Annotated in this window: 19 protein-coding genes; 14 read left to right on the top strand and 5 right to left on the bottom strand. The window is 63.8% G+C overall.

Annotation, left to right across the window (positions count from 1 at the left end):
- Nucleotide 1 precedes the first annotated feature (1 nt).
- From pseI to OVA24_RS02170, 5 genes are all read left to right on the top strand, one after another.
- Nucleotides 2-1,048, top strand: a complete 1,047-nt coding sequence (gene pseI, locus OVA24_RS02190) for a pseudaminic acid synthase (RefSeq protein WP_267673076.1) — start codon at nt 2-4, stop codon at nt 1,046-1,048.
- Nucleotides 1,049-1,155: 107 nt separating this feature from the next.
- Nucleotides 1,156-1,770 carry an imidazole glycerol phosphate synthase subunit HisH gene (gene hisH / locus OVA24_RS02185; protein WP_267673074.1) on the top strand — a complete coding sequence of 205 codons (615 nt, stop codon included), beginning with the start codon at nt 1,156-1,158 and terminating at the stop codon, nt 1,768-1,770.
- Nucleotides 1,764-2,552 (top strand): imidazole glycerol phosphate synthase subunit HisF, encoded by a 789-nt coding sequence (locus OVA24_RS02180; protein ID WP_267673072.1) that lies wholly within the window; start codon nt 1,764-1,766, stop codon nt 2,550-2,552. The genes hisH and OVA24_RS02180 overlap by 7 nt, the downstream gene beginning before the upstream one ends.
- Nucleotides 2,553-2,572: 20 nt before the next feature.
- Complete coding sequence (locus tag OVA24_RS02175) at nt 2,573-3,790, top strand: N-acetyl sugar amidotransferase (protein ID WP_267673070.1); 1,218 nt, start codon at nt 2,573-2,575, stop codon at nt 3,788-3,790.
- A gap of 17 nt (nt 3,791-3,807) precedes the next feature.
- Nucleotides 3,808-4,356, top strand: a complete 549-nt coding sequence (locus OVA24_RS02170) for an acyltransferase (protein WP_267673068.1) — start codon at nt 3,808-3,810, stop codon at nt 4,354-4,356.
- Nucleotides 4,357-4,368: 12 nt separating this feature from the next.
- Here OVA24_RS02170 and OVA24_RS02165 read toward each other — a convergent pair whose 3' ends face one another.
- On the bottom strand, nt 4,369-5,007 hold the full coding sequence (locus OVA24_RS02165) for a YrbL family protein (RefSeq protein ID WP_267673066.1): 639 nt from the start codon (nt 5,005-5,007) through the stop codon (nt 4,369-4,371).
- Nucleotides 5,008-5,153: 146 nt separating this feature from the next.
- Between OVA24_RS02165 and OVA24_RS02160 the strand changes: the two genes are divergently transcribed.
- The 4 genes from OVA24_RS02160 to OVA24_RS02145 are packed head-to-tail and all read left to right on the top strand — an operon-like array spanning nt 5,154 to nt 8,640.
- On the top strand, nt 5,154-6,119 hold the full coding sequence (locus OVA24_RS02160) for an SDR family NAD(P)-dependent oxidoreductase (RefSeq protein ID WP_267673064.1): 966 nt from the start codon (nt 5,154-5,156) through the stop codon (nt 6,117-6,119).
- Between the two features lies 1 nt (nt 6,120).
- Nucleotides 6,121-7,245, top strand: coding sequence for a glycosyltransferase family 4 protein (locus tag OVA24_RS02155; protein ID WP_267673062.1), 1,125 nt, complete (start codon nt 6,121-6,123; stop codon nt 7,243-7,245).
- Nucleotides 7,238-7,984 carry a BUD32 family EKC/KEOPS complex subunit gene (locus OVA24_RS02150; protein ID WP_267673059.1) on the top strand — a complete coding sequence of 249 codons (747 nt, stop codon included), beginning with the start codon at nt 7,238-7,240 and terminating at the stop codon, nt 7,982-7,984. The genes OVA24_RS02155 and OVA24_RS02150 overlap by 8 nt, the downstream gene beginning before the upstream one ends.
- Nucleotides 7,981-8,640 (top strand): YrbL family protein, encoded by a 660-nt coding sequence (locus tag OVA24_RS02145; RefSeq protein WP_267673057.1) that lies wholly within the window; start codon nt 7,981-7,983, stop codon nt 8,638-8,640. Before OVA24_RS02150 ends, OVA24_RS02145 begins: the two co-directional genes overlap by 4 nt.
- On the opposite strand, the gene OVA24_RS02140 is transcribed toward OVA24_RS02145, so the two are convergent.
- On the bottom strand, nt 8,635-9,270 hold the full coding sequence (locus OVA24_RS02140; RefSeq protein ID WP_267673055.1) for a hypothetical protein: 636 nt from the start codon (nt 9,268-9,270) through the stop codon (nt 8,635-8,637). The genes OVA24_RS02145 and OVA24_RS02140 overlap by 6 nt on opposite strands.
- 114 nt (nt 9,271-9,384) lie before the next feature.
- Here OVA24_RS02140 and OVA24_RS02135 point away from each other — a divergent pair, with 114 nt between their 5' ends.
- The 3 genes from OVA24_RS02135 (at nt 9,385) to lpdA (ending at nt 14,894) form a co-directional block, all read left to right on the top strand.
- Nucleotides 9,385-12,288 carry a tetratricopeptide repeat protein gene (locus tag OVA24_RS02135; RefSeq protein WP_267673054.1) on the top strand — a complete coding sequence of 968 codons (2,904 nt, stop codon included), beginning with the start codon at nt 9,385-9,387 and terminating at the stop codon, nt 12,286-12,288.
- Entirely contained in the window at nt 12,285-13,181 is an 897-nt protein-coding gene (locus tag OVA24_RS02130) for a Mul1B family putative transporter subunit (RefSeq protein ID WP_267673052.1), read from the top strand. The genes OVA24_RS02135 and OVA24_RS02130 overlap by 4 nt, the downstream gene beginning before the upstream one ends.
- 330 nt (nt 13,182-13,511) lie before the next feature.
- Nucleotides 13,512-14,894: a dihydrolipoyl dehydrogenase gene (gene lpdA, locus OVA24_RS02125; RefSeq protein ID WP_267673051.1), complete on the top strand. Its 1,383-nt coding sequence runs from the start codon at nt 13,512-13,514 to the stop codon at nt 14,892-14,894.
- A 76-nt stretch (nt 14,895-14,970) separates the two neighbouring features.
- Here lpdA and OVA24_RS02120 read toward each other — a convergent pair whose 3' ends face one another.
- Nucleotides 14,971-15,930, bottom strand: a complete 960-nt coding sequence (locus OVA24_RS02120) for a PEP-CTERM sorting domain-containing protein (RefSeq protein ID WP_267673049.1) — start codon at nt 15,928-15,930, stop codon at nt 14,971-14,973.
- A gap of 113 nt (nt 15,931-16,043) precedes the next feature.
- A complete protein-coding gene (locus OVA24_RS02115) occupies nt 16,044-18,308 on the bottom strand; it encodes an autotransporter-associated beta strand repeat-containing protein (RefSeq protein ID WP_267673047.1) in 2,265 nt (754 codons plus the stop codon).
- 223 nt (nt 18,309-18,531) lie between these two features.
- Between OVA24_RS02115 and OVA24_RS02110 the strand changes: the two genes are divergently transcribed.
- Nucleotides 18,532-19,143, top strand: a complete 612-nt coding sequence (locus OVA24_RS02110) for a L,D-transpeptidase (protein WP_267673043.1) — start codon at nt 18,532-18,534, stop codon at nt 19,141-19,143.
- A gap of 93 nt (nt 19,144-19,236) precedes the next feature.
- On the opposite strand, the gene OVA24_RS02105 is transcribed toward OVA24_RS02110, so the two are convergent.
- Nucleotides 19,237-20,184: an N-acetylmuramoyl-L-alanine amidase family protein gene (locus OVA24_RS02105; RefSeq protein ID WP_267673040.1), complete on the bottom strand. Its 948-nt coding sequence runs from the start codon at nt 20,182-20,184 to the stop codon at nt 19,237-19,239.
- A gap of 115 nt (nt 20,185-20,299) precedes the next feature.
- Here OVA24_RS02105 and OVA24_RS02100 point away from each other — a divergent pair, with 115 nt between their 5' ends.
- Nucleotides 20,300-22,411 carry a prolyl oligopeptidase family serine peptidase gene (locus OVA24_RS02100; RefSeq protein ID WP_267673038.1) on the top strand — a complete coding sequence of 704 codons (2,112 nt, stop codon included), beginning with the start codon at nt 20,300-20,302 and terminating at the stop codon, nt 22,409-22,411.
- Nucleotides 22,412-22,414 lie beyond the last annotated feature (3 nt).

The following is a 22,414-nucleotide window of genomic DNA, read 5'->3' as shown; positions in this document are numbered from 1 at the left end:
CATGTCCTCCAAGCGCCTCGATTTCCGGAACCTGCCGCAGACCTACATCATCGCCGAGATCTCCGCCAACCACAACGGCTCGATCCAGTCGGCGCTCGATCTGATCCGCATCGCCAAGGAATGCGGGGCGGATGCGGTGAAGCTCCAGACCTACACCGCGGACACCCTCACCCTGGACTGCGACAACGAGCACTTCCGCATCGGCGGCGGCACGCTGTGGGATGGGAAGACCCTCCACCAGCTCTACCAGGAAGCCCACACCCCCTGGGAATGGCACAAAACCCTCTTCGACGCGGCGGCGGCGCTGGAGATCGACTGTTTTTCGACACCGTTTGACTCCACCGCGGTGGATTTCCTCGAACAGTTCAACCCGCCCTGCCAGAAAGTGGCGTCATTCGAGCTGGTGGACCACGGCCTGCTCGCCTGCGTGGCGCGCACCGGCCGGCCGGTGATCCTTTCCACCGGCATGGCCACGTTTGAGGAAATCCGGGAAGCGGTCCAGGTGCTGCGGGACAACGGCTGCCAGGATCTGGCACTGCTGAAGTGCACCAGCGCCTACCCGGCCCCGGCGGAGGAGGCTAACCTCGCGCGCCTCCCGCACATGGCGGAAACCTTCGGCTGCACGGTGGGCTTGTCCGACCATACCATGGGCATCGTCACGCCGGTGGTGGCCGTATCCCTGGGTGCGAAGATAATCGAAAAGCACATCTGCCACTCCCGCTCCGAGCCAGGTCCCGACAGCGCCTTCTCGCTGGAACCGGCCGAATTCTCGGCGATGGTGGAAGCCGTCCGCATCGCGGAAAAGGCTGTCGGGACGCCGACCTACGAGCGCACCGCGAAGGAGGCCGCCGGACTTGCCTTCCGCCGCTCGCTCTTCATTTCCAAGCCGGTCAGCGCGGGTGAGATCTTCACCGATGGGAACATCCGCTCCGTACGCCCCGGGAATGGCCTGCCGCCCAAGCACCTGCCGCAGATCCTGGGGAGAAGAGCCGCCTCGGACCTTCCGGCCGGCACGCCGTTGGAATGGGCGCATGTCTCGGAATCCTGACCCGTCCCTCACTTCCCGCCTGCGGGCTTCGTCAGGAAAAATACTTTCCTCTCCCCTGATATCCCCTAGTCTGCGCCGCGGGGTGAAGGCCCCCTCGGAAGAACTGAATGAGCTCGATCTGCATCATTGACTATGGCAAGGGCAACCTGAGATCCGTTTTCAATGCGGTGGAGTCTCTGGGCGCCACGGCGGCCATCATCAGCCGCCCGGCGGACCTCGTCCGCTTCAGCCATGCCATCCTGCCCGGTGTCGGCGCCTTCGGCGAGGCGATGGCGGCACTCCGCAAGGACGGCTGGACCGACGCCCTGGACCAGCACGCGATGGCCGGAAAAAAGCCGTTCCTGGGCATCTGCCTGGGGATGCAGTTGATCGCGGAAAAGGGCACCGAGCACGGGGACCACGAAGGTCTCGGCTGGATCAAGGGCACGGTCACCCGCCTGGAGGGCAGCAAGGAGGCAAGGGTCCCCCACATCGGCTGGAATGACGTGGAGCTGTCGGGAAACCCAATGCTCTATGCAGGCCTGCAGTCCGGCAGCGACTTCTATTTCGTCCACAGTTACGCGCTGCAACCCGCCGATGAGAGCTGCGTCACCGGTTGGTGCCACCACGGCGGGAAGTTCGTCGCCTCCATCGAGGCCGGCAACATCCACGCAACCCAGTTCCACCCGGAAAAGAGCCAGAAAGCAGGGCTGCACATCCTCGAAAATTTCATCCGATGCTGAAGAACAGGCTCATCCCGGTGCTGCTCCTCAAGAACGGGGTTCTGGTCCGCAGCGAAGAATTCTCCATCCACCAGGTGATCGGCAACCCGATCCATGAGGTGGAACGCTTCAACGACTGGAATGTCGATGAGCTGATCTACATCGATATTTCCCGCGAGGACGGCTATGACCTCCGCCGCAACGATTCGAAGATCAGCTCGCTCGATGATCCCCTGCAGATCCTCGAAAGTGTCAGCAAGACCTGCTTCATGCCGCTGACCTGGGGAGGGCGCATCCGCAGCGTCGCGGAGATGCGCGAGCGGTTCAGCCGGGGGGCGGACAAGATCACGCTGAACACCGGTGCGATCGACAATCCGGAATTGATCGAAGAGGGAGCCAGGACATTCGGCAGCCAGGCGATCGTGCTGAGTGTCGATGTGCGCCGCCGTGGCAAGGACGACTACGAGGTGATCTCCAACTGCGGGCGCACGCCAACCGGCATGAGCGTCCAGGAATGGGTGAAGCGCGGGGAGCAGCTCGGAGCCGGGGAGATTTTCCTGCAGTCCCTCGACGAGGACGGGATGGCGGAGGGCTATGACACCCGGCTGATCAGCCTGGTGGCATCGAGCGTGGAGATCCCCCTCATCGCGTGCAGCGGTGTCGGCCGCTTTGAAGACTACGCTGCGGGCATCCAGGCCGGAGCCTCGGCCGTGGCCGCCGCGAACCTGTGGCATTTCAAGGAGCTGGCGGACCGCGCCGGCAAAAGGGCGATGGAGAAGAAGGGCATCCTCGTCCGCAAGTAACCGAAACATCCAAGAACGACATGCAATACTGTTCCAAGTGCACCTATCCCGCCCTGACGGCGACCCCAGTGACATTCGACGATGAAGGGGTGTGCTCCGGCTGCCGCGTCGCCGGGCAGAAGGACCGCATCGACTGGACACGGCGGTGGAGCATGCTGGAGGAACTGGTCGATGAATACCGCTCCGACAGCAACTACGACATGATCATCCCGGTGAGCGGCGGGAAGGACAGCTACTTCCAGACCCACATCGCCACCAAGGAACTCGGCCTCAAGGTCCTGCTGGTGACCTACCACGGGAACAACTACCTGCCGGAGGGTGAATACAACCTCTTCCGGATGAAGGAGGTCTTCAACTGCGACCACATCATCATCTATCCGGAAGTGGACGCACTGGTCAAAATGAACCGCCTCGGTTTCCACGTGCAGGGGGACATGAACTGGCAGAACCACTGCGGCATCTTCTCCGCCCCCATCCAGGTGGCGGTCCGCTACAAGGTTCCTCTGATGATGTGGGGCGAACACGGCTTCATGGATCTGGGTGGCATGTACTCCTACCGGGATTTCCCGGAGTTCACCGCGAAGTTCCGCTTGGAGCACGCCCTCCGTGGCTATGACTGGCATGACTTCACCGACGCGGGCCTGGAGAAGCTGGGCCGCCCGGAATTGAAGGAAGGCCTGCGGCCCAAGGACCTCCTGTGGGCGATGTACCCGACCGATGACGAGATCGACCAGGTCGGCGTCCGTGGCATCTACCTGAACAATTTCGTGAACTGGGACGGCCATGCCTCCGCACATGACATGACGGAGAAATACGGCTGGCGGCCCGCGCAGGAACCGTTCGAACGGACCTACCGGACGTTCTCCAACCTCGACGACATGCATGAGAACGGTGCCCACGATTACCTCAAGTTCGTCAAACTCGGATACGGCCGTGCAACGGACCACTCGATGAAGGACATCCGCGCCGGGCGCATGACACGCGAGGAAGGCATCGGGATGGTGCGCAAGTACGACGCCGTGAAGCCCATGCGCGATCTCGGCCGGTGGCTCGAGTACGTGGGCATGTCCGAGGAGGCGTTCGACAGCACCTGCGACACGTTCCGTGATCCGCGCGTCTGGCGCATCGAGGACGGTGAGTGGGTGAAACAGAATATATGGGGCGGCGAGTCCAGCTACGGCAAAGTGGCCAATCCCGCGGTTCTGGAGAAATTCCGCGGTCTGGGGAAACTCAAATAGCCGCCCCCCAGAACCCCATGAAACGGCTTGTCCGATCCTCGATCTCGCGCCTGAAAGCCCTGCTTTCCGGAAGCAGGATCGGCCCCCGGTGCAGGATCCACCCGTCCGCGGTACTCGAACGCCGCGGCGGCTCGATCACCATCGGTACGAAATGCGAGATCCACCGCGGCACGCAACTGCTCGCCTATGGCGGCTCCATCGAGATCGGGGATGATTGCTCCATCAACCCCGGCTGCATCCTATATGGTCACGGCGGGCTGAAGATCGGTTCCCATGTGCGCATCGCCGCGCAGACCATCATCGTTCCTGCGAACCACATTTTTTCCGATCCCGGACGGCTGATCCGCGACCAGGGAGAGGATCGGGTGGGGGTGAGCATCGGTGACGACGTGTGGCTGGGCGCCCGTGTCACGGTGCTGGATGGCGTGAACATCGCGACCGGCTGTGTGATCGGCGCGGGTTCGGTGGTCACGGCTTCCACCGAGCCTTACGGGATCTATGTGGGTGTTCCCGCCAGGCTCATCAAACACCGGGGCCGGTCTGGGCAGGGCGGCACGCCGGGCTGACAGAGATCCGGCTCAAGGCATGGGTGTGCCGGCCTCATAGGCGGCGACCCGTCCGGCGATCCGCCGGTTCAGGCGGGCGATCCTCTTTTCCTTGCTGCGGCGGTTGATGCCCACGAACCAGCTTTTGAACGGAAGGATGGTGGAGGATCCCAGGCCATCGATCATCACGAAACGGTCGCTCCCGTCACGCATGCGGGCGTAGACGATGTTGCGCTCATGGAGATCCGCGAGCACCACGTTGCTCTCGAGAATCGCCCGATTGAAATCCTCCAGCGCCGCGGCGGCCCTTGCGTCGAAACCGCCGTTCGCGATCAACCTGGCGGCCGTGGGAGCCAGAGCCCCATCCGGGCCGCGTCCCGCCTCCACCACCAGACCCAGGCCCATGTCGGTATCCACCAACCCGAAGATCTTCTGGACCGAGGATTCATACCCGCCCCCCTGGGCACGGACGGCCAGGTATTCACGGATCTCCCGCACGAACAGGATGTAGGGGCCGTGCCGCCGGTTCCGCCGCCACCAGGTTCCCTTTTCGCCATAGCGTCCCGCGACCGCCTCGGGGCGCATGACTTTCACAAGCACCGCAGGGTCGTCCGGATGCTCATAAACCAGCCTGAGGCCTCCCTTTGTGATGGGAGCGCGGTCTTTCAGCATCAGCATCCGGTGGTCCAAGGGCATCAAGGCACCGGAATCTCCAGCCGCCGGGACAGGCTGGCAAGCCGTTAAATCGGAACAAGCCGGCATTTCTGGTCCCTTGACCGTGGCACGCACCCGGCCCATCATCCGGGTCCCGCGAACGCATGAAGCTGCCCTTCCAGAAAGTCCTCGTCACCGGCGGAGCCGGATTCATCGGTTCCCACGTCTGTGAGGCGCTGCTCTCCCGCGGGATCGAGGTGGTGGTCATCGACGATTTCAATGATTTCTACGATCCCGCGATCAAGGAGGCCAACATCGCCGCCATCCGCGACAGGATCACACTCGTCCGGGGTGACATCCGAGACGCCGGGCTGATCGAAGGGTTGTTCTCCGCCCATCGCTTCGACGCCATCATCCATCTCGCGGCGCGTGCCGGCGTCCGCCCCTCCATCTCCGACCCGAAGCTCTACTTCACCACCAACATCGACGGCACCTTCAACCTGCTGGATGCCTGCCGCCACCATGGGGTGAAGCGGTTCATCTTCGCTTCCTCCTCCTCCGTCTACGGCATCAACGAAAAGGTCCCGTTCGCGGAGACGGACCCTGTCGAGCGCACCATCTCCCCCTACGCGGCGACCAAGATCTCCGGCGAGCACATCTGCTCGAACTACTCCCACCTTTTCGGCATCCACTGCGCCTGCCTGCGGTTCTTCACCGTGTATGGCCCGCGGCAGCGCCCGGACCTGGCGATCTCCAAGTTCACCCGCTGCATCCGCGAAGGCCAGCCCATCGACCAGTACGGGGATGGCAGCACGGCACGGGACTACACCTACATCGAGGACATCGTGGAAGGCGTCCTCGCCGCCGCCGCCTACACGGAGGTGTCCGCGTTCGAGATCTTCAACCTGGGCGGCTCCGCCACCACCACTCTCTCGGAACTCATTTCACTGGTGGAGGACGCCGTCGGAAACAAGGCCATCATCCGCCAGCTCCCCGACCAGCAGGGTGATGTGCCAAGAACCTACGCGGATGTGTCCAAGGCACAGCGCCTGCTCGGCTACGAACCGAAGACCCCCATCCGCGAAGGCATCCGCAAGTATGCCGCGTGGCAGGAGGCTTCACGGGATTGAAATGAAGGTTGCCGTCATCCGCTCGGAATGTTCGTACCGCAAGGGCGGCGCGGAGCGTTATGCCGCGAACCTCTGCCGCTCGCTCGCGGAAATGGGACATGAGGTGTGGGTCCTCGCGGAGAAGTTCGATCCGGACATCCACCCCGCCCTGGTCCACGTGCCCGTCGAGGTGGACCGGTCCACCTCCTGGAGCCGCAACCGGTCCTTCAACACGAACAGCCAGAAGGCGCTCGCGGGTCTGGAAGTGGATGCCGTCCTGGCCCTCTCACGATCATTTCCGTCGGACGCCTTCCGGGTTTCGGACCCGCTCCACCGCTACTGGATGAAGATCCGCTACCCGGGGAAACTCCACCGGTTCCTCCAGACGCTGAATCCCCGCCACCGCGCCATCCTGGAGCTGGAGAATGCCATCCTCAATCCGGCGAACACCCGGATGATCATCACCAACTCGCGCCTGTCGAAGACGATCATCCGCGAGTACTACGACTACCCGGAAGACCGCATCCACGTGGTCTACAACGGGGTGGACCTGGAGAAATTCCAGCCGGACGCGGGACGGTCTCCTTCATCCGGACCGGTCCGCCTCCTGTTCGTCGGCCAGGACTTCCAGCGCAAAGGGCTGGCACCGCTCATCGAGGCGCTCGCCATCCTGAAGCAGCGCTCCCGCTCATGCACCCTCCGGGTCATCGGCCGCGACAACCCGGCACCGTACCGGAGGCTCGCAGCCCGGCTGGGGGTTGCGGATTTGGTCACCTTCGAAGGTCCGACCAAGGAGATCCACAAAGCCTACCAGGAAGCGGACCTCTTCGTTTTCCCGACCTTCTACGATCCCTTCGCCAACGTTTGCCTGGAGGCGCTGGCGTGCGGTCTTCCCGCCCTCACGACCACGACGAACGGTTCCTCCGAAGTCATCACCGACGGGATCGACGGCTATGTGATCTCCGGAGAACCGCTTCCGCGTGCGGATTCCATCGCCGCGAAAGTCGCCGCCTACCATGGGTTGAACTCCCAGCACCGGGAAGCGATGCGGGCAGCGGCCAGGGACACCGCACTGGGCTACACCACCCAGGCGAATGCCCGGAAAATCGCCGACCTCCTTTCCGGAAAGGAGGCTCCGCATGGGTGAGGCAACCCGCAGTGACCTGGCCGCCTTTCTCAAGGATCTCCCTCCCGCCAGATCCATTCCGCTGCGGGGAGCCTCGGCCGCAGTGAATTCCTCGGTCTTTCCGGATGAGGTGCCCCTGTGGCTGCCGGAAACCTCCGCCCGCATCCCCGCCGGACTGACGATCCTGAAATTCGGCAGCCGCGCCATCGTCGGATCCTATGCCGGTGGCGGAGAACCTGCGGTGCTCAAATACTACGAGCCTGCCGGCATCGCGAAGCACCTGACCTACGGCATGCTCGGGTCCCGCTGTCACCGCAGTTGGGTCGCGGGACTCGCGCTCGGCTTTCTGGGCATCCCCACGCCCGCCCCATTGATGGTCGCCGAGTGGAAATCGCTCGGCGGGCTCTGGCTCTCGCGGTCATTCCTCGCCACCCGCCAGGCCACGGGATCCCCGTTGGCAAAGTTCGCCGGCGGATTGGCTGAAGGCGATCCCCTGCTCCAACGGGTTGCCACCTCGCTGCGCGAAGCCTTCTCCACCCTGGCCAGGCACCGCGCGGTCCATGGCGACCTGAAGGACAACAACATCATCGTCGGGGCAGACGGGAACATCTCATTCATCGATCTGGATGCCACGGCCTTCCTTCTTCCGGAGAAGGAATGGAGACCGCTATGGGACAGGGACCGCCGCAGATTCCTGAAAAACTGGAACAACACGCCCCATCTGGCGGCGGCGTTCCGCAACGTGTTTGATGACGCATGACACCTCCGGTGGAAATTCTGGAACTCAAGGGGGAGACCCCACTCGCCCAAGGCAGGATGCGGATCGTCTTCCGCCATCCGCGGGATCCCGGCCTGCTGGTCAAGGTCATCCGTCCGGACATCCTCGACAAACGCTGGGGTTCCGGAGCGCCGTGGTACAAGAAGCGCCGCCGGTTCGGGCAGTACATTTCATACATCCGTGAGACGGAGGAATACATCGCCGGATGCGCCGGTGGAAGTGACGCGCCGCCCTTCGCCCAGAAGATCGTCGGCTACGTGGATACGGACTACGGCCTGGGCATGATCGTCAGGGCGGTGCTCGACCGGAATGGTGATCCGGCGCCAACCCTGGGGCAGATCCTTCTGCGGGGCGGGTATGACGCCAAGGTGAAGGCGGATTTGGCGACCTTCGTCGATTCCGTTGTCAACAGCGACCTCATCGTGGCGGACTTCAACCTCCACAACATCGTCCATGGCCACGACGAACAACACGGCGACCACTTCGTCCTGATCGACGGACTGGGCCTCTCGACGATCCTCCCCTTCAAGACCCTGAGCCGGGCGTTCAACCGGCTCAGCAAGAAAGGCCGCGTGAAGCGGATGTACGCCCGCATCGAAAGGAACCTGCGGATGATCGCCGCCGGCGGGGCATCATAACGGGGGCCTGCGGGCCAGGGTGACCGCATAGCCGATGGAGCCGATGAAGATGAGGTAGCAGGCAAGCAGCTCAAGATAGCTCTTGCAGATCACGGGGATGTTCGGGTCGAAGGCATCCCCGAGCGATGCCTGCCAGAACCGCTTGTTGCCCACCACACGGTTGAAGACGTAGAGGATGAGCAGCGCGGAGCCGATGAGGCCGGAAGCCGCATGATATCCCAGCGTGCTGAAAAAAAGCACCATCGCCTTGCGGTGCTTCATGGCGGTGACCAGCGCCACAAGCAGGATCACGCCGATGATCCAGGCCTCCGGAAACGGCCAGCCAAGGATGCCCGAGATGAAATCTTCCAGCTCTCCGACCACGGCGGCGAGCAGGCCGAAGGCCAGCACGCGGCACACCGGCCGGAACGGCCCGGCATGGGCGAGCGCGCCCAGCATGACCGCTGCGGCCGCCGCCAGCAGGGAGGCCTGCAGGAACTCCACCGTCCCGCGCTCGATGGGCGCCCCGCTGCGGCCCGGGAGCCAGGCTGGCAGCAGGATCGCCACTGACCCGGCGCAGACCATCATCGCGCGGACCAGCGTCTTCTTCCAGGAAGGTTTCCCGGGGTTGATCAGTTTCGCACCTGCCACTGGCCCGGTGCTAAGGCCTGCCGGGCGTGAATGCAAGGGAAGACGAATTTCCCCCCACCCTCCCGTTACAACCTTGCGGGTCCACGCCGGGGAGGCTTTTGTGGAAGGGCTGACATGAGGGCCCACCTCCATCTGCTGACGGCGGTTCCCGTTGCCATCGTGGCAACGCAGGCCTGCCATGCCCAGGAGGAAGGCTTCCCCGCGCTGGCGGACCGCTCGATGGCGGAGATGAATGCGGACAAGTGGCCGGAGGCGCTGGCGACCCTCGACCAGATCATTTCCCGCTTCGGGCAGGCGGATGCCCTCAGGACCATCGGCCCGCAGTTCGGTGTCATCTGGTTCCGCAAGGGACTCTGCGAACTGAAGCTCCGCAAATGGACGGAGGCCGCCACATCCTTCGAAACCTGCTACCGGGATTTCCCCAACCCGCCCGGCCAGTCGAACGGAAACTCGAACGTCTTCCAGAAACGCGCGCTGCTCAAGTGGGGCGAGGCCGCGATGGGGGCCGGACAGTGGGAGACTGCGGTCAACCAGTTCCGCAAGTTCCTGGAGGAACGGGACAAGGTGACGGACACCTATCCGGCGGGCGCGCTCTACGTCAACATGGCCATCTGCAGCTACAAGCTGGGCCGCATCCCCGCCGGGAACCTGAGCCTGGAGATCGCCATCAGCAACAGGGAGCAGTTCCCGACACCGGATGCCGGGATCGTCGCCGGGTTCGAAGCGCTCACCGCCGCGGCCATCACCACGAAGAACGAGCAGGCACTTCTGGATTTCATCGGCAAGAACCGGGGAGGCATCACCTTCGAGCCTTATGAGATGGGCACGTTCTCCAGCATCTACATGAAGCTGGGCGCGGATGTGTTCGCCGCGGACATGCCTGCGGCGGCGCTGGCGGTCTACCAGCTCGTGCCGTCGAGCGAGTCGGTGGTGGATGACCTGCGGGCGCGCATCGCATCGCTGGGGCCGCTGGCGGAAATGAGCGAGGGCAACGAACTCATCACCCGGAAGTCGCTTGAGGCACGGCTCGCCGCGACGGAGGCGGACTACCGGGGCCCCGGCGCCGTCGAGATCGTCAAACTGGCGGCTGCGGCCATGATCCATGAAAAGGCCGGCAACCTTCGGGGGGCGCACGCCTCCTATGAACAACTGGTATCCTTCTTCCCCGATGCCGCGCGGAGGGAGGACTATCTCTTCAACGTGATCCGCCTGGGCATCGCACTGGGAGAACCGATGGAGGCGACGGCGGAGAACACGTCCCGGTTCATCCAGGAATTCCCGGCGTCCACCAGCACGCCGATCGCCCGCCAACTGACGCTTTCCTCGCTTTTCCAATCCGCCAAGTACCAGGACGCCCTGAAACTGGCGTCCGCGACCGTCGGCACCGTGAAGGAAGGCTCCCCGGAGCATGACCAGTGCCTCCACATCATCGGCGGCTCGCTCTATTACCTGGGCCAGTATGGGAAGGCGAAAACACCGCTGGAGGAACATGCCGCGAAGTATCCCGGCAGCCCGAACGCCCAGGCGGCGGAGTACTTCCGCGCGGCGAATCTGGCGAAACTAAGGGAATGGGATGAAGCGACGCCGCTGCTGGACGCGTTCCTCCGCAAGTACCCGGACCCCCGTTCCAATTCCTTCATGCCCTTCGCCCTCCACGACCGGGCGACCTGTCATTTCGCCAACGGGGAGTTCGATGCCGCCCTGGCCGACATCGTGGCAGGCAGGGCATTCCCCGAAAGCACCGTCACCGAGGCGACGCTGGCGCTGGAGGGCAACATCCAGCGTTCACGGGGCCAGCCGGATGAGGCGAAGAAGGCCTACCTGAAGGCGCTGGAAGCCGCCGAAAAGCGGGGCAACCGCGCCATGGCGGGTGAGGTGCTTTTCGAATTGGTCTCCTTGCTCGGGGAACGCTCGCCGAAGGAAGCCGCCTCCTACGCCGACCGCTACTGGAAGGACTTCGCGGAGACATCCGCCTTCCGCCCGCAGATGGCGGCGGCCCAGTTGAAGCCGCTCTCCGCCATCAACCGCCAGAACGAGGCGCTCGAACGGTTGGCCGGCATCGTCGGCGACCTGGCGAAGACCGACCGCGCGTACGCACTGGAGAACACCATCAAGGAATACTCCCAGGCCTATCTGACCCGCCATACACCGGAGCAGCTCGAAAAGCACTTCGCGGAGTTCCCGGGCATCCCGCCGGAAGACCAGGCGACCCGCGCCCTGCTGCGGATGGCCGTCATCAGCGCCTATGAGCGGCTGGGCAGCGAGTCGAAGGACCTGGCGGTGCAGCAGGCGTGCAACGGCCGGATCATGAAGCTGTTCCAGGAGTTGAAATCCTCCCTCTCCCCCAAACAGCTACCCACCCCCATCCTGCTCCAACTGGCCGACCACCTGCGGGAAAACACCTCCGCCCCGCGCGAGGCCCTGCCGTTCTATGAGGAGGCCATTTCCCGCAATGAGGCGACCTACCGCTTCCCCTCCCTGTTCGGGCGCGGGGACACCTGGTCCCGTTCCTCCTCTCCTGAGGAAAAGCAGAAGGCCATCGACGATTTCAAGACCATCCACCAGCAGTCGAAGAACCGGGCGGAACGTGAATACGCGCTGTTCCGGATGGTGGAGACCATGGTGGCGAAAGGCGACCACGCCGCGGCGGTGGAGAACGCCCACCTTTACAATGACGGGAAGCTCCACTTCACGAAGTTCGCGCCGGAGGTGAACCTGTGCCTCGCCCGCTCCCTCCAGGAAACGGGGAAGCCGGACGAAGCCATTTCCGCCTATTCCAAGGTGTGGTCCACGCCGGATGCGGCGGTGCGGTTGACTGCGCTCGCCATCAAGTCATGGATGGAGCTGCTGTGGGCGCGCAACCAGCCCGGCGACCGCAACATCGCGCTGGAAAGCGGGACCCGCTACCTGGACGCGACCCGCCCGAACCTCGCGGGCATGTCCGCGGATGAATCCGCCCTCTGGAAGGAAATCGACCAGCTCGTCCGCACCTATGGATCCTCACCTGATGTGAAATGAAGCGCGGCATCCTCCATTTCCTCCTCCTGTCCGCATGGGCGGCGGTCGTCCACGCCGCCCCCGGCGAAGCGGCGTTCGAAGCCCTGCTGACCCGTCCGGACGGGTCGAGCCAGCGCGCCTACATCGTCACGGCCACGAAGGTGTCCATCCGCTACCGGGAGGCGCGCGACAGCAATGAGGTGAAGGATCTCAAGGTTTCCGACCTGGCCAGCGTCCATGTCATCGAGCCGCCGGGCTACACGGCGGCGATCGACCTTTTCCAGGACCGCCGCTACCGGGAGGCGAAGCTGGCGTTCGCCGCGCTCACCAAGGCTCTGGAACCCGTATCCAACCTGCCGGACAACCCCGGCACCCTCTCCGCATTCCATGAACTGGAGTGCCTGCGGAAGCTGGGCGATCTGGACGGCCTCTCCGAGCAGTTGAAGAAGTTCAACAAGGACCCGCTGGTGCGGGAGAACCATCTCCGCCAGATCGAGATGTACGTGTTCTGGGACGCGGTGCGGACGAAGAACTGGAACCGTCTGGATGCGCTGGCCAAGGACCGGGCGAAACAACGCCTCCCCGGCTACCAGCGCGCACAGGTTTCCTACTGCCACGCGCTGGCCCTGGAGGCGCTGGGCCGCCCGGGCGACGCGCTGGACGCCTACAACACCTCGCTGGTGGCGGACGTGGGGGCTTCCGAGGAGATCGCCCGCAAGTCCGCGCTGGCGATCCTGCGGATCCACCTGGCGGATCCCGCGGTGAAGGAAGCCATCAAGCAGCCGCCCGCCACCACGGAGCCGACGCCCGGCCAGACCCGCCTGGCGGAAGCCCGTGCCGTGGCGAAGCTGTTCGAGCTTTCCCTGGGGGCCGGGGACCCGCTGCCGGAGGAGTTCAGGATGTTCCTCCAATAACCCGCGCCGGATCGTTTTCCCCAGGACTCCTACATTAGGGAGGGCAGTTCCCTGATACCTGCATTTTTCAACCGCAGATGAACGGGATGTACGCAGATGAACAGAAAATCTCTGGTTTCATCTTACTCCCCGGACTTTTGGAGCCGAAGTTGTCGGTTGGGGGCCGGGTTTCAGATCCATCCTGATGTTCATCTGCGTACATCCCGTTCATCTGCGGTTGGATTTCTTTCCCTAGTGTAGGGACCCTGTCGTTTTCCCGGCATATCCCTCTTTGACAAGCCGGGGTCCCCCCGCCACGCTGCCGCCGAAACTTACCTCTCCTCCGAAACCATGGCCTACGATCTCATTGTCATCGGTGGCGGCCCGGCCGGCTACGTCGCCGCCATCCGCGCCGCCCAACTTGGAAAAAAAGTCGCCTGTGTCGAGGCGGACCGCGCCGGTGGCACCTGCCTCAACTGGGGCTGCATCCCGACCAAGGCCCTGCTCAAGAACGCCGAGCTGTACCACACCCTGGCCCACCGCGCGAAGGAGTTCGGCTTCTCGTTCGACAATCTCCAGTATGACTGGTCCTCCGTGATCGGCCGCTCCCGCAAGGTTTCCGAGCGTCTGGCCGGTGGCATCGAGTTCCTGTTCAAGAAGAACAAGGTGGACTACATCCGCGGCTACGGCTCCATCGTCGCCCCGGGCAAGGTCGAGGTCGTCGCCGCCGACGGCTCCAAGAGCACCGCAGACACCAAGGACATCCTCATCGCCACCGGCGCGAAGTCCCGCCCGCTGCCACCGCTGCCCTTCAACGGCACCACGGTCATCGGCTCGAAGGAAGCGATGGTCCTCGGCAACCAGCCGAAGAGCATGATCATCATCGGTGCCGGCGCGATCGGCGTCGAGTTCGCCTACATCTACAACGCCTTCGGCACCAAGGTGACCCTCGTCGAAATGGCCCCGCGCCTGGTCCCCGTCGAGGATGACGAGATCGGCGACGCACTGGAGAAGTCCTTCATCAAGCAGGGCATCCGCTGCCTGGCGAACCACAAGATCACCAAGACCGAGGACAAGGGCACCCATGTCGAGGTCACCGTCGAAGGCGCGAAGGAAAACGGCGTGCTCTCCGCGGACGTCGTGCTCGTCGCCATCGGCGTGCAGCCGGTCCTCCCCGGAGGCCAGCAGCCGGAACTGACCGACCGTGGCTTCGTCAAGGTCGGCGACCGCTACGAGACGTCCCTTCAGAACGTCTACGCCATCGGTGACATCACCGGCCCGCCGCTCCTCGCCCACACCGCTTCCTTCGAGGCGATCCAATGCGTGGAAGGCCTCTATGTGGACGGCCACACCCCACGCAAGGTGACGAATTTCCCCGGCTGCACCTACTGCCACCCGCAGATCGCCTCCGTCGGCAAGACCGAGCGCGCGCTGAAGGAAGAAGGCATCGAGTACAAGGTCGGCAAGATCCCGTTCGTCGCCATCGGCAAGGCCATTGCCGCCGGTGAGCCGGACGGCTTCGCCAAGTTGCTCTACGGCAAGAAGCACGGCGAGCTGCTGGGCGCCCACCTCATCGGTGACAATGCCACCGAACTCATCGCCGAGATGGGCCTGGCGCTCGACCAGGAACTCACCGCCGAGGAGATCCACTCGACCATCCACGCCCACCCGACCATGTCGGAGGTGATCCACGAAGCGACGCTGGCCGCCGAAGGCCACGCGATCCACTTCTGAGATCCCACGGAAACACTACTCACAAAAGCCCCCGCCGGTCCGCCGTCGGGGGCTTTTTTCATGCGGAGGAAGCCGCTCAGCTCCTGCGGCGGCGGGCGAGCAGTCCCAATCCGCCGAGGAGGACGAGCGAGGAGGAGCCGGGCTCCGGAATGGTGACGACGGAAACCAGGTCCGTGCCGAACTTGATCGCGTCGAAGTTGGTGACACCGGAGGTGGTGCCGATGCCGCCGATCTGGACGTGCTGGTTGTTGGCGAAAGTCTGTCCCGCCACGGTGGTGGTGCTGGCGGTGAGTTTTGAGGTCACATTTCCGGCTCCATCAAGGAAGTCCAGCGTGTAGCCGTTGAGCGCGAACTGGTCGTACTGGGCGGCGGTGAGCACATATTGGGTGGCGCTGCCTGTCGCGCCGGTGACACCCACATTCGTGAACACGTTGACCGCCATGTAGACGGTGCCGATGGCGGGGACGGTGGTGGAACCCGTTGCGGTGGCCGCTCCTGTGTAGGAGACACCCAGACCAACACTGGTGACGGCACTGTTGTCCTCCACCTGGGAACGGAAGCGGCTGGAGCCGCCACCATCTCCGGAGCCGGTGGCGATGCGCACCTCGGTGAAGCTGCTGTTGCCGGAGGTAATGGTGCCGGCATTATCCACCCGGAAAAGATAGCTGGAGTAGAGCGTGCCGATGACGGAGGAAGTCAGGCTGAGCTGTGCCGCAAGGGTGGTGCCACCGGAAGCCGCGCGGAAGATCATCCGGTTGCCGCTGGTGCTGTTGTACGTACTGAAGGCGAGGCCACCGGCGGCGAAGGAATAGCCGCTGCCACCCCCCGGGTTGTTCACCAGATAGTTGCCCTTGAAGCCTTGGGCATTGGTGGCAACGCCGGTATCGACGGCGGCGGAACCGCTGTTCGAAAAGTTGAAGGGCGCGTAGTTATCATACGTCTCGTTCACCAGCAGGGCGGCGGAGGCAGTCGCACCGACCCCAAGGGAAAGAAGCGTGGTCAGCAGCAACCCGGAGGGACGGAGCGGCAGGATCATGGGGGCTGTCATAGCGCAGTGGCAGAGCCAATTCCATCACATTCTGTGGTGAAAATGCGGGATGCATTCCGCACCCTCCGCAAGCGGGAGGACTACGTCCGGCAGGGATTTCCTCAGCGACGGCGGCGCACGGCCAGTCCGGCACCCAGGAGCACCAGCAACGCACTGGAAGGCTCCGGGATCAGGAGATGCGGAACCACCTCACCGGAGGCGAGCATCTTCGCACTGTAGGTTCCGGCTGTCAGGCCCGCCGCGGATGGATTGACGAAGAAGATGGAATCCACCTGGGGCTGCTCCAGCCCACCGGTCCCGTCCCCGAACATCAGGCGCTCCTCACCCCCACCCTCGACCAGACCGGTCCAGCCCAATACGGTCAGTGAACCGGTCCACGCTTTGTCCCGGGAATCCGCGAAGACGATGGTGGAGCCGACATTGCCGCTGAAGTCCACCGTGGCCGCTCCCGCGACGGCGAGCTTGCCGAGCGTGTCGCTGAAGTCACCCACTTGGAGCGTTCCGGCACCGAGGGTCACCTCGGCATTGTTGTTGATGATGTCGCTCGCCCCAAAACGGAAGGTTCCACCGTTCACCTGGAGGGATGTGGAGGAGTTGAGCGTCCCCTTCGCCTCCAGAACGCCACCATTGACGATGGTGGAACCGGTGTAGGTGTTGTCGGCGGTGAGCACCGCGTTGCCACCGCCGCTCTTGCTGAAGCTTCCCTCCCCGCTGATCACGCCATCCTGGGTGACGGTCTGGCTGCCATCGATGTTGAGGGTGCCGCCGCCGGCCAGGAGAGTCGTGGCGCGGTTCATCGTGAATGTTCCGTTGGAGCGGAGCGAGCCGCCGTTGAAGGTGAGGCCGCCGGTTCCAAGGCGGTCGTTGTCGTACACCAACACCGTGCCTCCGTTGAAGACGGTGCCGCCGGAGTAGGTTTTCCCTCCCACCAGGTAGAGGGTGCCGCTGCCGGATTTGGTGAGGGTCCCACCGCTGATGCCGCCGTCATACCGCACGGTGTTGGAGCCGGTGACCTCGATGCCGCCGCCTGACGCACCGAGCACCGTGGACTGGGTGAAATACGGACCGGCGCCGGTATCGAATGACAATCTCAGCCGTCCGCCGTCGATGGTCAGCGTGCCGCTTCCCAGACGGTTGGTTCCGTTGACGTCGAGTACACCCTCACTGATCGTGGTCCCCCCGGTGTAATCGCTGGCAGCCCTGAGAGCCAGCGCACCGGTGCCGGTCTTTGAAAGGCTCCCCCCTCCCGTGATCGCCCCCTGCTGGGTGACGGTCTTGTCGGTTTCGATATTGAAGGTGCCGCCGCCGGCGTTCAGCGTCGTGGCACGGTTCATGGTGAAGGTGCCGCTGGAACGGAGGGTGCCGCCATTGAAGGAAAGTCCTCCGGAGCCGAGGCGATCATCTGCGAAGATATAGACGTCCCCGCCGTTGAAGGCGGTGCCGCCCGTGTGCGTCTTCGCGTTCACCAGCCACAGGGTGCCGCTGCCGGTCTTGGTCAGCATGCCATCGCCATCAATGGTGCCATCATGCCGGAACTGGGTGCCTCCGGTGACCTCGATGGTCCCGCCCGCAGCGCCGATGGTCATCGGCCGGACGCCGGCACCGGTGGTGATGTTGCCCGTAACCTGCAGCGTACCTCCATCAATGGTCACGAGGGAGTTGGAGGCCCCGAGCCGGTTGTCGGCATTCACGCTGACCGTTCCACCCCGGATCGTGAGACCACCAGTGTAAGTGGTGGCTAGGGACCCTGAAAGATCCAGGAGGCCGTTCCCCGTCTTGACCAATGAAAGCTTCGCGCGGTCCGGCCCAACGACCGTATCCTCGATGATCTGGCTGAGGCGGATGGTGCCCGTGCCACCCAGCGTGAGGATCCTGTCACCGCCGGTGGCGGAGGAAGGAGCGACGCTGTTCCTGACCACCAGCTCGCCGGAGGATTGGTTCGACCAGGTCTGGTCCGCGCCGATCCGCATGCGCACGCCTCCGGCGTTGGCTCCCGATCCGATGATGGCTCCTCCCGTTCCGGTTTCCAGCGTAATGCCCCCGGCCCCCATTTCCAGGTTGGTGGCGGCAGCCGGCCCAAGGATGGAGGTGATGCCAGCGGACCTGAACCGCAGCGAGGCGACCGGCCCGTCCGACCCAAGGGTAACGGTCTGGTCACCGGAGAAGCCGTCGATGTTGAACACCGCATCCGCCCCGGCTGGAACCGCTCCGGCCGTACTGCCGTCAACAGCACCGGACCAGTTGCCCGCGTTCGTCCATTCGCCCGCTCCACCTCTCCAATAGTACGTCTGCGCGGCAACGGGCGCGATCCCGGCAAGTGACGCCGCAGCGGCGAGGAAGAACAGTGGATTTCGGGAAAATTTCATGGCTTGGAGGAGAAGGGGGTTTGGAAACGCCCGCTACCGCTACCAGATCCCAACCCCACCTGCCAAGGGCATAGAGTGCAAGGAGTTGCCCGGTGGGATGGTCCCGTCTCTCCCGGATGGTGCGGCTCCCCGCAGTCTTCTCCTTGCGGAATGCGCTGATTGCGGCACCATGTTCCGTCGCCTTCCCCTCTTGGGAAGCCCCATCCCTCATCTGCATCCGACCATGAAATCCTTCCCCTGCCTCCTCCTCGCCGCCGCAGCCGCCCTCCTCAGTTCCTGTACCGCCCCGGTTTCCAAAGGCCCCAAGAGTTCCTTCACCTTCGACCCTCCGGTGAAGAAGGCGACGAATCCATCCGCCGTCCGGGTGAAGATCAGCACCAGCGCGCAGAAACTCTATGTGGTGGAGGGCAGCGAGGTCCTGCTCGCCACGCCGGTCTGTGTGGGCACCGCATCCGCACCGACACCGAAGGGCACTTTCCCCATCCAGGCCAAGGTCGCCAACCGCCGCCGCGTCAGCAGCCCGGGAGCGGGCTACCCGATGACCTACTGGATCCAGTTCTACAGCCCGTCCTACGGTGCGCACTGGGGCTTCGTGAAACCCTACCCGTCCACCCACGGCTGCGTCCGCATGCCGCTGAACTCCGCGCGGAAGGTATTCAACCTCGTCCGTGTGGGCACCCCGATCAATGTCGCCACCAGCCAGCCGGAAGACGCCACCATCGGCAAAACCCTGCCGGTGCTGGATGACAGCAAGTTGGATAACCCGCCGAATTCCTACATGCTCAGCCCGCAGGTCTTCAAGGACGCGGAGAAGGGCAAGATGTGGAAATTCTGAGCCACGCCGCACACTTCCTAAACGAAAACCTCCACCGGATACCGGCGGAGGTTTTTTCTTTTCCGGCAGGCCGTATGGAACGCTGCGGCGGGATCACTCCCGTTTCCTACTTATGCCGAACTGGTATTTGAAAATGCCCGTGGCAATCCCGGTGGCAACCGCATCCTGGAATTTTTCATTCGCGGCGAGCCTCGCCTCGTATTCATCCGCAAGGTTGGCGGCCGTCAGCGTGATGGCGGGGTGCCGGAGGCCCGCGAGGCCGGAATCCCGGCTGGATGAGAGGCCGTTGTCCTGGGTATTTTCCCTCAGATTAAACAGGACGATTCCGTGAATGCTGATCCCAAGGGCAGCACCGAGCCGCGGGTTGTCCCCGCCTCCATCTGCGGCTTCCTCGGCGGGTGGCGTCAGCACCGAGGTCCGCATCCCCTTCGGTCCGTCCTTTTCATCCAGGAAAGTGATGCTGACGAAAACCGCAGGCTCCTGGACTTCGTTGGCTGCACCGACACGCTCCTCCACCGCAATGGCCTTTTCCTCTCCACGGGTCATGATGACCTTGATCCCGCGCTCCTCCAGCTTGGTCTTCGTCTTCCCGGCGATCTCCCAGGCATGGAGCGCCGCATCTCCCCCACCCGTGGGATCCAGGATCACGGTACGCGGCACCCCGGGACCTCCAATCTGGTCGGGCCGCAAGATGGGGTCGATGAGACGGCTGAGATCTTCCCGCGAAAGGAACACCTCGCCCCCATCCTCCATGATCTCCCTGTTGAGGATGATCTTCACCTTGTTGAACTCGCACTCTTTCGATCCGACGTTGAAGCTCACCTTGATCTTGCGTTCGACCTCGAAGCGGATCTCCGCACCGTTTCTCTCCATTCCGCCGAAGCCGTAGAATTCCCCGAATTTTCCGAGCGGGATGTAGTCCGTTTCGCCGACCCGTTTCACCTCCCACTCCCATTCCTTCCCGAGGTCCCGGGCATCCAGGGTCACGGCGGACAACAACAGCGCCCCCATCCATCCAAAAGCAAGTGATGCGGTTTTCATGGCATTCACGGGAATACCCCATCCGCTGCGGGAATCGATCAAAATCGTGGATGCGGCGGCGAACCATTTCCCTGTCGCAACCCGGTGGGCTGGTGTATCGCTCAACGGCAATCCCATGGATAACCGCCTCCTTCCCACCAGCATCTTTTTCCTGCTCATGGCTTCCCTCCACGCTGAATCCGTCATCTACCCCACGACCCGCAAGGAACCCGTCACCGATACCTATCATGGAGTGAAAGTGGAGGACGCCTACCGCTGGCTGGAGGACGACAACGCGCCGGAGACCAAGGAATGGGTGACCGCCCAGAACGCGGTCACGGGCAAGTACCTGTCCGCCATCCCGCAGCGGGACGCCATCCGGGAGCGGTTGAAAAATCTGTGGAACTACGAGCGGATGGGGCTGCCGCAGGAACAGGGAGGACAGTGGTTCTACAACATGAACAGCGGCCTGCAAGAGCAGGCGGTGCTCTACACCGCCCCGTCGCTGGAGGGGGAGCGGCGCGTGCTGCTGGACCCGAACGCCTTTTCCAAGGATGGCACGGTTTCCCTGTCCCGATATGAACCGAGCGAGGACGGCAAGCTCCTGGCCTACGCGACATCCGGAGGCGGCAGTGACTGGAATGAGATCCGCGTGCGCGATGTCTCCACCGGCAAGGACCATGAGGACCACCTGAAATGGGTGAAGTTCAGCGGCATTTCCTGGGCGAAGGATGGCAGCGGGTTTTTCTACAGCCGCTACCCCACCCCACCGGAGGGTGCGGCCCTCACGCAGGTGAACGAGAACCAGAAGCTCTACTTCCACGCGCTGGGTACTCCGCAGGAAAAGGACGTGCTGGTCTATGAGCGGCCGGACCAGCCGCGCTGGGGCATGGGCGGCTGGGTCACGGAAGACGGCGCCTACCTGTTGATCCATCTGTCCCAGGGGACGGACCCGAAAAACCGGGTAGCCTACCGTCCTGCGGGTGATCCGCAGGCGCCGGTCACCGTGCTCCTGCCGGACGGGGATGCGGAGTATGGCTTCATCGGCAACATCGGCCCCGTGTTCTACTTCCACACGGATCTGGACGCACCACGGAAACGGGTGATCGCGATCGACACCCGCACCCCGGAGAGATCCGCCTGGAAGGAGATCATCCCGCAGTCCGGGGACCTGCTGGACACCGTGAGCATGTCCGGCGGCAAGCTGCTCTGCGTCTACATGAAGGATGCCAGCGACCGGCTGTACCGCTTCGAAACGGACGGGTCCGGGAAAACGGAGATCAAACTGCCCGGCATCGGCTCCATCGGCGGGCTGGGCGGCAAGCAGGAGGACAAGGAGGTTTTCTATGCCTTCACCAGCTTCACGGAACCGGCGTCGGTGTACCGCCTCAACATCGCCACGGGAGAGAGCACATTGTGGAGGAAGCCGGAGGTGGACTTCGACGGAAGTGCCTATGAGACGAAGCAGGTGTTCTTCACCAGCAAGGACGGCACCCGGGTGCCGATGTTCATCGTCCACAAAAAGGGGATCAAGCTGGATGGTTCCCACCGGACGCTGCTCTATGGCTACGGCGGGTTCCAGATCAACATGCAGCCCGGCTTCTCCATCTCCCGCGCGGTCTGGCTGGAGCGCGGCGGCATCTCCGTGACGGTGAACCTGCGCGGTGGCGGTGAATACGGCCGCGAGTGGCATGAAGCGGGCAGGAAGGGGAACAAGCAGAACGTGTTCGACGACTTCATCGCCGCGGCGGAGAAGCTGGTGGCGGATGGATACACGAAGCCGTCCAACCTCGCGATCCAGGGCGGCAGCAACGGCGGCCTGCTGGTGGGCGCGTGCATGACGCAGCGGCCGGAGTTGTTCGGCGCGGCGCTCCCCGCGGTCGGGGTGATGGACATGCTCCGCTTCCAGAAGTTCACCATCGGCTGGGCATGGGAGAAGGAGTACGGCAGCTCTGACAATGCGGAGGACTTCCCCCTGCTCCACCGCTATTCACCGTACCACGCGCTGAAGCCCGGCACCCGCTATCCCGCCACGATGGTGACCACGGCGGACCACGATGACCGGGTGGTGCCGGCCCACAGCTTCAAGTTCGCCGCCCGCCTGCAGGAATGCCAGCCGAAGGATGGTCCGCCGGTGCTCATCCGCATCGACACCAGCGCCGGTCACGGAGCAGGCACCGCCCTTTCAAAGACGATCGACCGCACCGCGGACGAATGGGCGTTCCTGGAGCACGTGCTGGGGAAATAACCC

Source organism: Luteolibacter sp. SL250 (genome assembly GCF_026625605.1).
Taxonomy (GTDB): Bacteria; Verrucomicrobiota; Verrucomicrobiia; order Verrucomicrobiales; family Akkermansiaceae; genus Luteolibacter.
This window is presented reverse-complemented; position numbering and strand designations above follow the sequence as displayed.